Annotated in this window: 16 protein-coding genes; 6 read left to right on the top strand and 10 right to left on the bottom strand. The window is 64.5% G+C overall.

Annotated features, from left to right (window positions below; translation table 11 throughout):
• Positions 1–131 precede the first annotated feature (131 nt).
• Positions 132–842 (top strand): DUF805 domain-containing protein, encoded by a 711-nt coding sequence (locus EJ067_RS17205; RefSeq protein WP_126086812.1) that lies wholly within the window; start codon positions 132–134, stop codon positions 840–842.
• Here EJ067_RS17205 and EJ067_RS17200 read toward each other — a convergent pair.
• The 6 genes from EJ067_RS17200 to leuD all read right to left on the bottom strand — a co-directional run bounded on the left by EJ067_RS17200 (position 832) and on the right by leuD (position 5,201).
• Positions 832–1,317 (bottom strand): GNAT family N-acetyltransferase, encoded by a 486-nt coding sequence (locus tag EJ067_RS17200; RefSeq protein WP_126086811.1) that lies wholly within the window; start codon positions 1,315–1,317, stop codon positions 832–834. The two genes, EJ067_RS17205 and EJ067_RS17200, sit on opposite strands and share 11 nt — an antisense overlap.
• A gap of 5 nt (positions 1,318–1,322) precedes the next feature.
• Complete coding sequence (leuB, locus tag EJ067_RS17195; protein ID WP_126086810.1) at positions 1,323–2,426, bottom strand: 3-isopropylmalate dehydrogenase; 1,104 nt, start codon at positions 2,424–2,426, stop codon at positions 1,323–1,325.
• 77 nt (positions 2,427–2,503) lie between these two features.
• Positions 2,504–2,854, bottom strand: a complete 351-nt coding sequence (locus tag EJ067_RS17190; protein WP_126089653.1) for a VOC family protein — start codon at positions 2,852–2,854, stop codon at positions 2,504–2,506.
• Positions 2,855–2,913: 59 nt separating this feature from the next.
• Complete coding sequence (locus EJ067_RS17185) at positions 2,914–3,297, bottom strand: RidA family protein (protein ID WP_126086809.1); 384 nt, start codon at positions 3,295–3,297, stop codon at positions 2,914–2,916.
• A gap of 314 nt (positions 3,298–3,611) precedes the next feature.
• Positions 3,612–4,529 (bottom strand): hypothetical protein, encoded by a 918-nt coding sequence (locus tag EJ067_RS17175; RefSeq protein WP_126086808.1) that lies wholly within the window; start codon positions 4,527–4,529, stop codon positions 3,612–3,614.
• A gap of 66 nt (positions 4,530–4,595) precedes the next feature.
• On the bottom strand, positions 4,596–5,201 hold the full coding sequence (leuD, locus tag EJ067_RS17170) for a 3-isopropylmalate dehydratase small subunit (protein WP_126086807.1): 606 nt from the start codon (positions 5,199–5,201) through the stop codon (positions 4,596–4,598).
• Positions 5,202–5,346: 145 nt separating this feature from the next.
• Between leuD and EJ067_RS17165 the strand changes: the two genes are divergently transcribed.
• The 4 genes from EJ067_RS17165 to EJ067_RS17150 all read left to right on the top strand — a co-directional run bounded on the left by EJ067_RS17165 (position 5,347) and on the right by EJ067_RS17150 (position 7,198).
• Positions 5,347–5,772, top strand: a complete 426-nt coding sequence (locus EJ067_RS17165; protein ID WP_126086806.1) for a GNAT family N-acetyltransferase — start codon at positions 5,347–5,349, stop codon at positions 5,770–5,772.
• Between the two features lie 76 nt (positions 5,773–5,848).
• Complete coding sequence (locus EJ067_RS17160; protein WP_126086805.1) at positions 5,849–6,169, top strand: metalloregulator ArsR/SmtB family transcription factor; 321 nt, start codon at positions 5,849–5,851, stop codon at positions 6,167–6,169.
• Positions 6,166–6,615 (top strand): SRPBCC family protein, encoded by a 450-nt coding sequence (locus EJ067_RS17155; protein WP_126086804.1) that lies wholly within the window; start codon positions 6,166–6,168, stop codon positions 6,613–6,615. Before EJ067_RS17160 ends, EJ067_RS17155 begins: the two co-directional genes overlap by 4 nt.
• Positions 6,616–6,649: 34 nt before the next feature.
• Positions 6,650–7,198, top strand: coding sequence for an SRPBCC domain-containing protein (locus EJ067_RS17150; protein WP_245468279.1), 549 nt, complete (start codon positions 6,650–6,652; stop codon positions 7,196–7,198).
• 87 nt (positions 7,199–7,285) lie between these two features.
• On the opposite strand, the gene EJ067_RS17145 is transcribed toward EJ067_RS17150, so the two are convergent.
• The 4 genes from EJ067_RS17145 to EJ067_RS17130 form a co-directional block, all read right to left on the bottom strand.
• Positions 7,286–8,452: an FAD-binding oxidoreductase gene (locus EJ067_RS17145; RefSeq protein ID WP_126086803.1), complete on the bottom strand. Its 1,167-nt coding sequence runs from the start codon at positions 8,450–8,452 to the stop codon at positions 7,286–7,288.
• Positions 8,453–8,521: 69 nt separating this feature from the next.
• Positions 8,522–10,093, bottom strand: coding sequence for a HAMP domain-containing sensor histidine kinase (locus EJ067_RS17140; RefSeq protein ID WP_126086802.1), 1,572 nt, complete (start codon positions 10,091–10,093; stop codon positions 8,522–8,524).
• On the bottom strand, positions 10,081–10,779 hold the full coding sequence (locus EJ067_RS17135) for a response regulator transcription factor (protein WP_126086801.1): 699 nt from the start codon (positions 10,777–10,779) through the stop codon (positions 10,081–10,083). Before EJ067_RS17135 ends, EJ067_RS17140 begins: the two co-directional genes overlap by 13 nt.
• A gap of 4 nt (positions 10,780–10,783) precedes the next feature.
• The gene (locus tag EJ067_RS17130; protein WP_126089651.1) at positions 10,784–12,316 is read right to left on the bottom strand and encodes a DUF4173 domain-containing protein; all 1,533 of its coding nucleotides are present in this window, start codon (positions 12,314–12,316) and stop codon (positions 10,784–10,786) included.
• A gap of 375 nt (positions 12,317–12,691) precedes the next feature.
• On the opposite strand from EJ067_RS17130, the gene EJ067_RS17125 reads away from it, so the two are divergent.
• Positions 12,692–13,222, top strand: a complete 531-nt coding sequence (locus EJ067_RS17125) for an SLATT domain-containing protein (RefSeq protein WP_189510660.1) — start codon at positions 12,692–12,694, stop codon at positions 13,220–13,222.
• Positions 13,223–13,240 lie beyond the last annotated feature (18 nt).

Below are 13,240 nucleotides of genomic sequence, written 5' to 3'. Positions count from 1 at the left end.
GTCGCTTCGCTCCTTGCTCCGCCATAGAATGACGAAGGCGTGGTGCCCGCCAGTGCGCTAAATCGCATCCCTCTTGCGGTTCGCCGCGACTTTGAACAGTCTGGGCATGCGCGGCAACGGGGGACAGGGCGATGCACGGCGAGGTTCTGCACTATGACGAGCAGCAAGGCTTCGGCTTCATAACCGGCGCCGACGGCAAGCGTTACAGCTTCGCGCGCGAGGATCTGCGCCGCGAGATGGCGCTGGCCAGGGGCGCCGAGGTCGAATTCCAGCCGAATGGCGATCGTGCCGGCAACATCTTTTCGGTCCGCGCCCGCATGACCGGTCCGGCAGAGCCCGCCACCCCGACCGCGACGTCTCCTCGCCCCTTGCCGGGCAGCGCGCCCACGGCGCCCAGCCATTTCGGCCGCAACGCCGAGAACGGAGCGGCGCAATCCACTGGTCTGTGGAGCTATTTCTGGCGCGGCCTTACCACAAACTACGTCAACTTTTCCGGCCGTGCCCGGCGCAAGGAGTTCTGGGGCTTCTGCCTGTTCTGGACGATCGGCCTCGCCGTCATTGTCGGCGTCGGCCTCTCCGTGGATTTGGGAAGCGGCATCGAACAGGGCGACGACCTGCCGATCGTCATGATCGGCCTTGTCGTTCTCTACATCCTGCTGACCTTCCTGCCGTGGGTCGCCCTCATCGTGCGCCGTCTGCACGACCTCGGCCTGACTGGCTGGCTCGCGATCCTCTGCTTCCTGCCCTATGTCGGCGGGCTCGCGACGCTCGTCTTCGGGCTGATCCCGACCCAGGCCGGGGACAACAAGTGGGGACCGGTGCCGGCCGGCGTCAGGATCTAGCGGCCGTCCTCAGCGCCTCGCTCGATAGCCGAAGAAAGATCTTTTGCCCGTGGCGCTCGGCGCCAAACCGATCGTAGAAGCGAAGCGCGCCTTCGTTCCAGTCCTCGGTGGTGAGGTCGATGCGGCCGATACCCTTGGCGAGGCATTGCCCGGCGAGAAAGCCGACCAGCGCCCGGCCGACGCCTCGATTGCGGGCGCTGTCGCGCACAAACAGGTCCTTCAGGAACATCAGCCGCTCGAGATCGATGCCGGGATGAGCGATCGCGACCGATGCCAGACCGGCCACCGGGCTACCGGCAAAAGCCAGCGCGAAATGCGGATAGGCCGGGCTTTCCTCGTCCAGCCACCGCCTTGCTGCGGCCGTCGCCCGGCCGTGATCGAGCGGCGACTGCCGATAATGCACCGCCATCTCGCAAAGCACGGTGGCGAGCGCCTCGGCGTCCTTGGCCGTCGCCCAGCGGACGTCGACCGCCATTGGAGCTAGCCCAGGAACTTGGCGATGATGGCGTCGCCCATCTCGACCGTGCCGACCTCGGTCATGCCTTCCGACATGATGTCCTTGGTGCGCAGGCCGTCGTCGAGCACGGCGGCGATTGCCGCTTCGAGCTTGTCGGCCTCGGCCACCATGCCGAAGGAATAGCGCAGGCACATGGCGAAGGACGCTATCATCGCGATCGGGTTGGCGATGCCCTTGCCGGCGATGTCGGGCGCCGAACCGTGCACCGGCTCGTAGAGCGCCTTGCGCTTCCTGGTCTTGACGTCCGGCGCGCCGAGCGAGGCCGAAGGCAGCATGCCGATCGAGCCGGTCAGCATGGCGGCGATGTCGGAGAGCATGTCGCCGAACAGATTGTCGGTGACGATGACGTCGAACTGTTTCGGCCAGCGCACCAGCTGCATGCCGCCGGCGTCCGCCAGCATATGGTCGAGCTTGACGTCGCTGTACCTGGCCTCGTGCGTCTGGCTGACCACCTCGTTCCACAAAACGCCCGACTTCATCACGTTGCGCTTTTCCATCGAGGTGACGTGGTTCTTGCGGGTGCGCGCGAGCTCGAAGGCGACGCCCGAGATGCGCTCGATCTCGAACGTGTCGTAGACCTGGGTGTCGACGCCGCGCTTCTGGCCGTTGCCGAGATCGATGATCTGCTTCGGCTCGCCGAAATAGACGCCGCCGGTGAGCTCGCGCACGATCAGTATGTCGAGGCCCTCGACCACCTCCTGCTTGAGCGATGAGGATGCCGCCAGCGCCGGATAGCAGATCGCGGGCCTGAGATTGGCGAACAGCTCCATGTCCTTGCGCAGACGCAGCAGCCCGGCTTCGGGGCGCACCTCGTAAGGCACCTTGTCCCATTTCGGCCCGCCGACGGCGCCGAACAGCACGGCGTCCGCGGCAACAGCCTTTTCCATGTCGGCGTCGGAGATCGCCGCGCCATGCGCATCGTAGGCGCAGCCGCCCACCAGCCCCTCGTCGGTGGCAAAGCCGCTGCCAAGCTTTTCGTTCATGGCGGCGATCAGCTTCTTCACCTCGGCCATGGCCTCTGGGCCGATGCCGTCGCCGGCGAGCAGGAAGAGATTTTTCGAAGCCATGGAGAACCGTCCCGGGAAAGTTTTTGAACCGCGGCCTTGCTAAACGCCGAGCGCTTGCCGCGCAAGCCTTTGAACCATCAACGGTGCGAGAGAATATTGACCAGCCGGCCGAACGGATCGCGCACATAGAAGCGCCGCACGCCCCAGGGCTCGTCGGCGGGTCCGTATTCGATGGCGAAGCCGGCGCTCTTCATGGCATCGAACGCCATATCGACATCGTCGACCTCGATCGAGAGGTCCGGTACCGGCGTGCCCGATCCGCCTTCGGCCATGAAGCTCATCTGCACGGTCATCGTCTCGGCCGAGCCGCACGTGAGGATCCAGCCTTGATCCATCAACACATCAAGTCCGAGCACGTCCTGATAGAAATGTTTCGCCGCGGCGGTGTCTTGCGTGGCGATGTTGGCGACGATGCGCTTGACCTTCACCATGGGCTGATCCTCGCTTTATGCAGCCGTTGCCCAAATGGCTAGTTGGGCGACCCGCATCAGGCCGTGCGCTTGAGCGCCGTGACCTCGATCTCGATCTTCATCTCGGGCTTGTTGAGCTGGCAAACGATCATCGTCGCCGCCGGGCGGATGTCGCCGAACGCCTCGCCGAGGATCGGGAAGACAACGTCAACATAGGCCTGGTCGGTGATGTAGTAATGCGCCCGCACCACATCGGCCATCTCGAAGCCGCCGTCGGCAAGAGCTTTGGCTATTGTTGCGAGACAATTGCGCGTCTGCGCCTCGACGGTCTCCGGCATGGTCATTGTGGCGTAGTCGTAGCCGGTCGTTCCCGACACGAAGCACCAGTCGCCCTGCACCACCGCGCGGGAGTAGCCGGCGGTCTTCTCGAAGGGGGATCCTGTGGAGATGAGTTTACGCATGAGAAGCCTCGCAGTTGTTGCGGTTATCCTGAGGGGGAAGGTGGCGTCTGGCCATAGGCCAAGGGATGCACGTTTGCGGTGCAAGACAATTGATGCTGGCGGGCCAGCGCCCCCCTCTGGCCTGCCGGCCATCTCCCCCACTTGGGGGGAGATCAGATGTCACGCCGGTTTTCGCCAATCACCAGCGTTGCAAAACAAGCGGGGCGCCGAAACAGCCAATCTCCCCCCAAGTGGGGGAGATGTCCGGCAGGACAGAGGGGGGCGCGAAGGATCGCGGCGGAGCAGAAGGCGCTCACGCGCCGTCTGGCAAGAACCTAATTCGCCGACCCCTGCGCGTCGTCATATGCTTTCTTGATATCCGCCGGCCAGTCCTTCACCGGCGGCCAGGTGTCCGGCTCGGGATTGTCGCCGCGGCGGGCGAAATAGAGCTTGTGCTTCACCGGGTCGACCGCCATGAAGCCGTCATTGCCGCCGCAATCATGCGGCACGCAGCCGCTGGCATAGAAGGCGCCGGAAGCCGTCTTTTCCGTGCCGCCGCCGACCAGCAGGCTGGTCGCCACGTCGGGCATGGCCTTGCCGAGCAGCGCCTCGGCCGCCTTGGAGACGGCCTCGTTGTGGAAGGCGTCGATGATGTTGTCGTATTTCGACGGATCGACATCCTTCCAGTCGGTGCCGGGTTCCGGCGCATAGGTGAGCTCGCCGGACGTCGTCAGCCCGGTGGTCGGCGACCACTGCAGCGCCGGCCGCGTCTCGCCCGGCAGCAGATAGGGCACGAAATAGATGGCGGCGTCGGAAACCGCGGCCGGCGGCGCGCCGCATTCGTCCTGCTCGACCGTGGTGGTCTGGATCTCGCCGTCCTTCGGTTTCCAGACGATCACCTTGGCCGGGCCGCATTGGTTGCCGCCGTCGCCGACATCGACCAGCGCGACATTGACGTCGCCGATCTTGACGATCCTGTCGAAGAAGACGTCGTAATTGCTGGCGAGCTCCTTGCCGTCATAGGCCAGCACCTTCTCGCCGTCCTGCTCCGGCTGCGTGATGGTCAGCTGGCCGCCCTCGAACGGGATTGGCGCTTGGCTATCCTCGTCGGCGGGAGTGCCTTGATCGGCCGCTCCTTGATCGGCGGCGGGCTGGTCGGAAGCAGCGGACGTTTGCGTCTGCGCGCTTGCGCCAGCCACAGCCAGAAGGATTGCCATTGAAGCGCAGGCGCAGGCCAGAAGCGAGCGTGTCATGACTGTCCCTCCATTCAGCCGCCGCAAACCCGGCCTGCGATGGCCGGCCATGAGTTCAGACCCGTCTTAGGCCCAGGGGCGCAGCTCGGCGTTCTTCTTCTCGAAGGACGCGATGGCGCCGGCCTTCTCCATGGTCAGCCCTATGTCGTCGAGGCCGTTCAAGAGGCAGTGGCGCTTGAAGTCGTCGAGGTCGAACTTGACCACGCCGCCGTCCGGACCACGGATCTCCTTGGCCTCGAGATCGACCGAGATCGTCGCGTTCGAGCCGCGCGAGGCGTCGTCCATCAGCTTGTCGAGGTCTTCCGGGCTGACCGTGATCGGCAGGATGCCGTTCTTGAAGCAGTTGTTGTAGAAGATGTCGGCGAACGAGGTCGAGATGACGCAGCGGATGCCGAAATCGAGCAGCGCCCAGGGCGCATGCTCGCGGCTCGAGCCGCAGCCGAAATTGTCGCCGGCGACCAGGATCTGCGCCTTGCGGTAGGCCGGCTTGTTGAGCACGAAATCCGGATTCTCCGAGCCGTCGTCCTTGTAGCGCATCTCGGCGAACAGGCCGGTGCCAAGCCCGGTGCGCTTGATCGTCTTCAGATAATCCTTCGGGATGATCATGTCGGTGTCGACATTGACGATCGGCATGGGCGCGGCGACGCCGGTGAGCTTGGTGAATTTGTCCATGGTTCCTTGCCCGTCTTCTTCTCGCTGCGGGGGATTTGCTGGCGCACGCTTTACACAAAGCAGCGGACAAATGAAAGGCAACTGTTGGCAGTTGAGATCGCACCGCCTGCTTTCAAAACGCGGGTCTTTCGTGCACCTTGGCGGCATGACACCGACTTCGAAGGTTTTTTACGCAAGCGAGCCCGCGCTCGATGTTGCCGATTTCCGCCGCTTGCTGGTGGAGTCCGGGCTCGGCGAAACGCGGCCGGTCGATGACGAAGCCCGCCTCAAGTCGATGCTCGGCAGCGCCAATCTTGTGCTGACGGCGCGCCTCGACGTCGAAGGCAGGCCGCTCGTCGGCGTCGCCCGCGCCATCACCGACTTCTCCTGGGTCTGCTATGTCTCCGAGCTTGCCGTGTCGGCTTCGGCGCAGGGGCTGGGCGTCGGCAGGGGCCTGATGGACGAGGCCCGCCGGCAGCTCGGCCCAGCTGTCGCCATCGGCCTGATCTCGATGCCCGACGCCGTCGGCTTCTACGAGCGCATCGGCATGCAGCGCATGACCGATGCCTTCTGGTTCTCCCGCAAGCGCTGACGCCATTCACCGGCAAGTGATTGCCCGGGTCTGCCATGCCACTTGATATGCAACCATTTGGTTGCATATTAGAGTCATGAGCATGGATGCCGTCTTTCGCGCTTTGGCCGACCCGACCCGCCGGCAATTGCTGGACAGCCTCTATGCCCGGAACGGGCAGACGCTGAACGCGCTCTGCGAACGGATGGAGATGACGCGCCAGGCGGTGACCAAGCACCTGGCGATCCTGGAAGAAGCAAACCTCGTCACCACTGTCCGCCGGGGCCGGGAGAAGGAGCATTACCTCAACCCCGTTCCGATCAACGAGATCGCCGAGCGCTGGATCGGCAAGTTCGAGCGCCATCGGCTGGATGCATTGAGCGACCTGAAGAAACGACTTGAAAGGGAAGAGCCGTGAGCAACAACAGCTTCGTCTATGTCACCTACATCCGCACCACGCCCGAAAAGCTTTGGACAGCGCTGACCGACCCGGAATTCAACCGCCAGTTCTTCCTCTGCTCCTATCAGGAGAGCGACTGGAAGGTCGGCTCGAGCTGGAAACTGATGTTTCCCGACGGCCGCGTTGCCGACTCGGGCGAGATCCTCGAGATCGACCCGCCCAGGCGCCTCGTCATCAAATGGCGCAACGAATGGATGCCGGAGGTGAAGGAGGACGGCTACACGCGCTGCACCTTCACCATCGAGCAGGATGGCGAGCTGATGAAGCTTGCCGTCACCCACGAGGCCGACGGCCCGCACAAGCTGATCGCAAACGTGGCCAAGGGCTGGCCGCTGGTGCTGTCGAGCCTGAAGAGCCTGCTCGAGACCGGCAAGGGCTATGAGCGCCCGCCGTCAAAGGGTTGAGCTTCGACGCCGGACAGCCGCCAAGGAGGTTGCAATGATGCTGCCGCATGACTGGCCGCAAGCCATGGCGAACAGCGAGACGGTCATGGCTTCGGCCGAAATTCTCGCCTTGCCGGAGCAGGTCGTCGCAGCGCTCGTCACCAGCGACGTCGAGCGCTGGTGGGGCTCGGCCGACACCTACCGGATGACCGGCTGGACCGCCGATCTTCGCGTCGGCGGGCGTTGGAGCGTCACGGCGCGAACGGCCGACGGCAGGCGCCTGCCCGCCGGCGGGACGTTCCTTGAGATCGAGATGCCGCGCCGCATCGTGCAGACCCGGCGCTATGACCGGGACCATCCGTCGCTCGGCCCTCACGAAACGACGGTCGCCTATCTGCTGGAGCCGACCGTTTGCGGCACGCGGCTCACCATCTGCCACGGCGGTTTCGCCGGCTTCCCGGACGCCGCCGCAGAGCATGCGGAGGGGTGGGCGCAGGTGCTCGGGTGGCTGCAGGGGTATTTTGGCGTGGGACCTCCCCTTCTCCCCTTGTGGGAGAAGGTGTCGCCGAAGGCGACGGATGAGGGGTGCTCCAGGGAACACTGACGTCTCACTCCGCTGGAACACCCCTCATCCGTCTCGGCGCTACGCGCCGATCCACCTTCCCCCACAAGGGGGGAAGGGGAGGCGCCCTCAAATCACATTCAGCTCCCGGAACGCGCTTCCCTCCGCCACGCGCGCATACCCGAAGGCCGAGCAATCCACCGTCCGGTAGCCGCCATGCACGATGAGCTCGGCGAGCGCCTTGCCGACCGCCGGCGCCTGCTGCAGGCCGTGACCGGAGAAGCCGTTGGCGAAGAGGAAGTTTTCGACCTCCGGATGCGGGCCGATGACCGCGTTCTGGTCGAGCGTGTTGTAGTCGTAATGCCCGACCCAGGCGCGCGTCGGCTTGATCGCCTCGAAGGCCGGTATGCGGGTGGCTAAAGTCGGCCAGATCACCTCCTCGAACAGCGGCCAATTCACCTCGAAATCCGTGGGATCGGGCGCATGGTCGCCTTCCTCCGGCTCAGCGCCGCCGGTGATGTAGACCGAGCCTTCCGGCCGCACATAGATGCCGGAGGGGTCGACCAGCAGCGGCATGTCGGCGTATTTCTCGCGCGCCTCGAAGACGAAGACGTTGCGCTTGCGCGGCTCGACCGGCAGCGCGAGCCCGGCCAAAGCCGCCACCTTGCCGGCGTTGGGGCCGGCGGCGTTGACGGCGATGCCGGCTTCAAGCGTGTCGCCATTGTCGAGGCTCACTGCGGTGACGCGATTGCCCTGGCGCGCGATGCCGGTGACCGAGGCGGCGATGAAGTCGATATTCTTCTCGCGCAGCGCCTTGCGGAACAGCATCAGCAGCGCATGGGCGTCGAACCAGCCTTCGCCGCTGCGGCCGTAGGCGCCGGCCGAAATGCCTTCGGTCGATAGCCATGGAAAGCGGCGCGTCAGCTGCCCGGCGTCCTCCAGCACGATGTCGGCGCCCTCGGCGATCTGCGCCTCGTGATTGGCCTTCAGGATCGGCAGCCCGGCCTCGCCGGCGAGGATCAGATAGCCGCCTTCGCGAAAACCGATATCGGCATCGGCGCCGAAGGTTTCCTTCAGCCGCCGGAACAGTTTCAGCGTGAACTGCGACAGGCGGATGTTCTCCCCGATCGAGAACTGCTGGCGTATCGAGGCGCAGGACAGCGTCGTCGCCGCATGGGAGAATTGCGGATCGCGCTCGATCAGCGCGATGGAGCCGGTAAAGCCCTCTTCGCGCAGATAATAGGCGACCGAGGACCCGACGATGGCCCCGCCGATGATGACGATGTCGTAGCGCACTTCTTTCGGCTCTCCGGCTCCAGAGCATGATCCCGAAAAGTGGGTACCGGTTTTCGGATAAGATCATGCTCAACTTGATAAAGGCAGATTGATCTCGAAGCGCGTGCCGCGCTCGGAGTCAACCAGCGTTATCGTGCCATCATGCGCTTTCAGGAGGGCCAGCACGATGCCGAGCCCCATGCCGGTGCCGCCGGCCTCGCGCCGTGTGGTGAAGAACGGCTCGAACACTTTTGCGCGGTTGCTGGCCGAAATGCCGTCGCCGTCGTCGCCGACATGGACAGCCGCTCTTTCGCCTGCTCTTTCGGCGCCGACCGTCACCTTCCCGGCGCCGTGCCGCGCCGAATTGTCGATGAGATTGGCGAGCACGATCGCGAGGTTCTCGCCAGAAATGCCGAGGCCGATATCGCCGCCGGCCTCGAGGCGCGCCTCCAGCCTGGCGTCAACCGGCAACAGCGCCAGCGCCGCCTTGAGCGTCGTGCTTTCGCCGCTCGGCGCCAGGTTTTCGGCGCGCGCCAGTTCGAGCAGCCGGCGCACCAGGAGATTGAGCCGGCCGGCATCGGTGACGATGTTGTTGGAGAAACGCCGCCGCTCGGCCTCGTCCATCGTCCCGCCGGAATCCCTGAGCAGCTCGGCCGCGCCCTGGATCGCCGTCAGCGGCGATTTCAGCTCGTGCGAGACATGGGTAGCGAAGGTCTGGATGCTGTCGGAGCGCGCCTGCAATTTGGCGGCCATGTCGAGGAAGGCGGCCGACAGCGCCGCCATCTCGCGCGTGCCGTGATGGTCGAGCGGCTTGATCGCCTCGCGGTCGCCGGCGGCGATGCGTTTCGTCCGCTCGATCAGCGCATAGATCGGCCGGCTGACGGTGCGGATGAACACCAGCGCGATCAGCAGCGTGCCGCCGAGGATGGCGATCGCCGCCAAGGTCACCTTGCCGCGCTCGCCATAGAGATGCTTGACGATGTTGTTAGGCGTTCGCGACAGATAGACCACGCCGGCGACCCTGCCTCCCACTTCGGCCGGCAGGGCGACGAAGACGCGCACCTTGGTGCCGCGGCTCACCGAATAAAGCGGCGGCACCGGCTGGTCGGGGATCCTTAGGCGGAGTTCGCTGGCATAGGAGCCCGCAAGCGCCTGCCGCACCTCCGCGACCTGGCCGAGCGACAAGCCCACCTCACCGCCGCCGGCAATCACCACGCCATGCGGGTCGAGCAGCCGGAAGCCGGCGAGCGTCGTCTTCTGCGTCTCGTCGAGAATACCGTCGAGCCGCGCCCCGATGGCCGCGAAAGCCGGATCGGCCGCCGCGGGAAGACCCGCCGGGCGCGACGGCATGACATAGTCGGAGGCAAGGTCGAGCTGCGGCTCGATCGGTTCGTAAGGATAGTTGACGCTGTCATGCATCGGGGGAATTTGCGCGCCGAGCTTTTCAGGCGAAATGCCGGCCGCGCGCACCGCATCGGCATAGATGGCGGCAACGACCGCGCCCTGCGCGATGAGCTCGCCTTCGGTCTGGCGGATCAGCTGGTTCTCATAGAGCCGGAAGAAGAATAGCCCGACCAGCGGCAGCGCCATCACCACGATCAGGATGGCGACCACGACGGTGGCGAGCCTGGGCCGCCATCTTTCCTTGCTCAACCACCGCATCGGCCGAGCCGGAAGCCGACGCCATGCACGGTCGCGATCGCGTCCAGGCAGCCGACGGCCGCCAGCTTGGCGCGGATGTTGCGGATATGGCTGTCGACGGTGCGTTCCGAGACATGGATGTTCGATTGATAGGCGTTGGCCATCACCACGTCGCGGCCGAGCACATGAAGCGGGCGGGCGAGAAACCCTTTTATGATGGCGAACTCGATGGCCGTGAAGGTGAGCGGCTTGCCGTCGAAGCTCGCGGCATGGCTTGCCGGAACAAGCACGAGCTTGCCATGCGCGAACTGCCGGCCGTCCTCTTCCTCCGCCGCCGCCTGAGGACGCGCGCGCCGCAGGATGACGTTGACGCGGGCGACCAGCTCGCGCGGGCTGAACGGCTTCGTCACATAGTCGTCGCCGCCCATTTCGAGGCCGAGGATGCGGTCGATCTCTTCGTCCCGCGCCGACAGGAACAGCACCGGCACGTCGGAGCGCTGCCTGAGCCGCCGGCAGACCTCCAGCCCGTCCATCTCCGGCATGCCGATGTCGAGCACGACGAGGTCGGGCGCCCGCCGGCCGACGGCCTCGAGGGCAGCGGCGCCGTCGGCGACGGCCTGCGTCTTCATGCCGGCCTTTTCCAGCGCGAAGCAGATGATCTCGCGGATATGCGGGTCGTCGTCGGCGACGAGGATGGTGTGCGGCATGGAATCAGAGATCCGGCATGTCGGGTTGGTATCCTGGAGGAACCACGAGCGGACCTCTTTTGTCGAGATAGTGCAACAGCCGCCAGTCGCGAAAGCTCCAGGCGCGCCAGTTTGTCCGTTCGGCACGATATCGGGTTTCGGTGACCGCATCGGCCGGATCGCGCTTGTCTGCGAGGAAGACTTTTTTCTGATGGTCGAAGAAACGGTCGAGGGCGGGCAGGGCGGCGGCGCCGAGCGACCGGGTATAGGGAATGTCAAGGTGGGCGCCGGGGCCGTTCATCTCGTAGGAATGGTCGACATTGTAGTTGGCGATCAGCGCGGCGAAGTTGATGTATGAGCAGGCATAAAGCGTCGCCGAAAGCGTCAGAAGATTGGCGGAGAGCAGCCATTCGCCGGATTTTTGGAGCCCGATGCGCGCGACGATGAGCGCCAGCCCCGCCGCCACCAGCCCCATCCAGATGAAGGCGGCGATGCGCAGATAGGTCAACGCGTAGACGCCGACATAGAGGTCCAGCCTCAAGATCGAGGAGACGACCAGCGCGATGTTCTGCGCCACCCAGAGATAGACCAGCCCACGGATCAGCGGGTCGCTCGAGGTCTCGCTGCCGGGCCCGAGCGCCGCCAGCACGAAGCCGGCGGCGAGCAGCGCGGTGACGACCAGCGGATAGGCGCCGCGATGCGCATAGGCGGCATAGGTCAGCCCGTCCGGGAGTGCCACGCCGCCCCAGAGATAGGCGGCGTCGAGAGCGGTCTGCACGGCGAACAGGGCGTTGAAGACGATCAGCGCGCGCAGGATGGCCGGCTTGCCGAAGATGATGTCCTCGGCCGCGGTTCTCGCCGGCCGCGCCGCCGGCGCGGCGCGCGCGACCCGCTTGATGCCCGACAGCAAGCGCGGCAGGAAGCGCGGCAGGCGCGGCCTTAGGAAAGCCCAGACGCCGGCCAGCACGATCAGCCAGAAGACAAGCCGCCCGACCTCGATGCGTTCGAGCAGCGCGTAGAGGTCGATCAGCGACAGCCAGTGTTCGATGATCGGGTTGGCGGCGCCGAACAGCGCCAGGAAGACGGCGCCGAGGGTCAGCGGCATTGCCCAGACGGCGATCGCTGCCAGGCGGATGCGCCGCCGCCCGAGCCGGCGCGCCACCTTGCGCCAGCGGAAGAAGTCGCGAACGAACCGGAATGGCGCCGCAATCGAGAAGAGGCAGAGCTGGCCGGCGATACGGGCAACGCCCGTCCGCAGCCGCCCGGCGTGCGACAGCGCGAACGCCGCCAGCGCAACGATCGCGACCAGCACCGATAGCGGGCTGACATTTTCGATGAGCGGCAGCAGCGCTGCGAAAAGCGCGAGAGGCCTGAGCCAGACCCGGCCGTCGCTCAGGGCGGCGGGATGCATGGCGACGACCGCGCCGGCAAGCACGATGCCGAACAGGAAGACCGTGATGCCGGCCGGCTGGCCGTAGAAAAGGAAATCCGCGAGCGCCACCAGCAGGATGCCGGCGCCGATGCGGCGGCAATAGCTTGGCGTGAGCGCCGCTTTCATCGCCGATTCTGTCATGGTCATCATCGTCATCGCCGCGCCTTCCTGGCTGTGTTGCGGCCGCCGCCTGCCGGCCGCGATCTGAAGGGAAGCACCGTCGCCATGATCAGCCGTCTTTGCGGCTCGACGAGCCACCAGCCTTCGTCGCGGAGCCGGCGCGGCAGGGAGCAACAGGATGTGTGAGGTGTTCGCATGCCGGCCTTGTCGCTGGCCGACGCGGAAAGCTCGCGGCGGAATCCCGGAGCTTTTCAGCAAGGATTTGCAGTTTTGGTGCAGGCATCACCCGCAAGATCACTAACGATAGGTACTGGTGATGATTGAAGGTGCCCTATCAAATGAGCTATGCGTCGCTCGATTGGGACCTGTGGGGGACACATAATGGGTGAAGAAAATGTGAGGGGCGTTCTTTCTGCTCTTGATGAACTGCGAGAAGACTCAAAATTGTCAAAGTCAAAGCATTTTTCTGCTGCAGCAAGAAAGCTGATCTGGCACAGAATGATCGGCGTGCCCGTTATTGTTATAAATTTGCTCTTGAGTCTTGTTATCACGAAAGTTGGTGATGTTGAAGGAGAATTACCTTGGTTGTCAATGGCGGCGCTTTTTTGTACGTTCAGCGCAGCTTCGTTGAGTGCCGTTCAGACGTTCTTTAATTTCCAAAACGCTGCTGAAGGTCACAGAAGCATTGGGAATAGGTATTTGTGGGTTTCGAGGCAGTGCAAATCGGCGATAAATCGGCAACTTGATATACCGGCGAGCCCTGAGGTTTTATGGAAGCAATACGAGGAAATACTTAACAGCTACCAGCAGATCAACATTGACGCAGAAGCATTTCCTACCGGCACCCGGGATCTAAAGTTAGCTCGATCTAATCCGGAAATTACAGACTACAAAAATCCCCATCCAGCTTAATGCTGGTTAACTGCCGGC

It is taken from the genome of Mesorhizobium sp. M1D.F.Ca.ET.043.01.1.1 (genome assembly GCF_003952385.1).
Lineage (GTDB): Bacteria > Pseudomonadota > Alphaproteobacteria > Rhizobiales > Rhizobiaceae > Mesorhizobium.
Note: the sequence above shows the minus strand (reverse complement) of the source record. Positions and strands in the feature narration are given on the sequence as shown.

Excerpts from the sequence above, each read along its gene's own strand:
- EJ067_RS17205 (WP_126086812.1), top strand. The coding sequence starts at position 132 with ATGCACGGCGAGGTTCTGCACTATGACGAGCAGCAAGGCTTCGGCTTC.
- EJ067_RS17200 (WP_126086811.1), bottom strand. The coding sequence starts at position 1,317 with ATGGCGGTCGACGTCCGCTGGGCGACGGCCAAGGACGCCGAGGCGCTC.
- leuB (WP_126086810.1), bottom strand. The coding sequence starts at position 2,426 with ATGGCTTCGAAAAATCTCTTCCTGCTCGCCGGCGACGGCATCGGCCCA.
- EJ067_RS17185 (WP_126086809.1), bottom strand. The coding sequence starts at position 3,297 with ATGCGTAAACTCATCTCCACAGGATCCCCCTTCGAGAAGACCGCCGGC.
- EJ067_RS17175 (WP_126086808.1), bottom strand. The coding sequence starts at position 4,529 with ATGACACGCTCGCTTCTGGCCTGCGCCTGCGCTTCAATGGCAATCCTT.
- leuD (WP_126086807.1), bottom strand. The coding sequence starts at position 5,201 with ATGGACAAATTCACCAAGCTCACCGGCGTCGCCGCGCCCATGCCGATC.
- EJ067_RS17165 (WP_126086806.1), top strand. The coding sequence starts at position 5,347 with ATGACACCGACTTCGAAGGTTTTTTACGCAAGCGAGCCCGCGCTCGAT.
- EJ067_RS17160 (WP_126086805.1), top strand. The coding sequence starts at position 5,849 with ATGAGCATGGATGCCGTCTTTCGCGCTTTGGCCGACCCGACCCGCCGG.
- EJ067_RS17150 (WP_245468279.1), top strand. The coding sequence starts at position 6,650 with ATGATGCTGCCGCATGACTGGCCGCAAGCCATGGCGAACAGCGAGACG.
- EJ067_RS17140 (WP_126086802.1), bottom strand. The coding sequence starts at position 10,093 with ATGCGGTGGTTGAGCAAGGAAAGATGGCGGCCCAGGCTCGCCACCGTC.
- EJ067_RS17135 (WP_126086801.1), bottom strand. The coding sequence starts at position 10,779 with ATGCCGCACACCATCCTCGTCGCCGACGACGACCCGCATATCCGCGAG.
- EJ067_RS17130 (WP_126089651.1), bottom strand. The coding sequence starts at position 12,316 with ATGAAAGCGGCGCTCACGCCAAGCTATTGCCGCCGCATCGGCGCCGGC.
- EJ067_RS17125 (WP_189510660.1), top strand. The coding sequence starts at position 12,692 with ATGGGTGAAGAAAATGTGAGGGGCGTTCTTTCTGCTCTTGATGAACTG.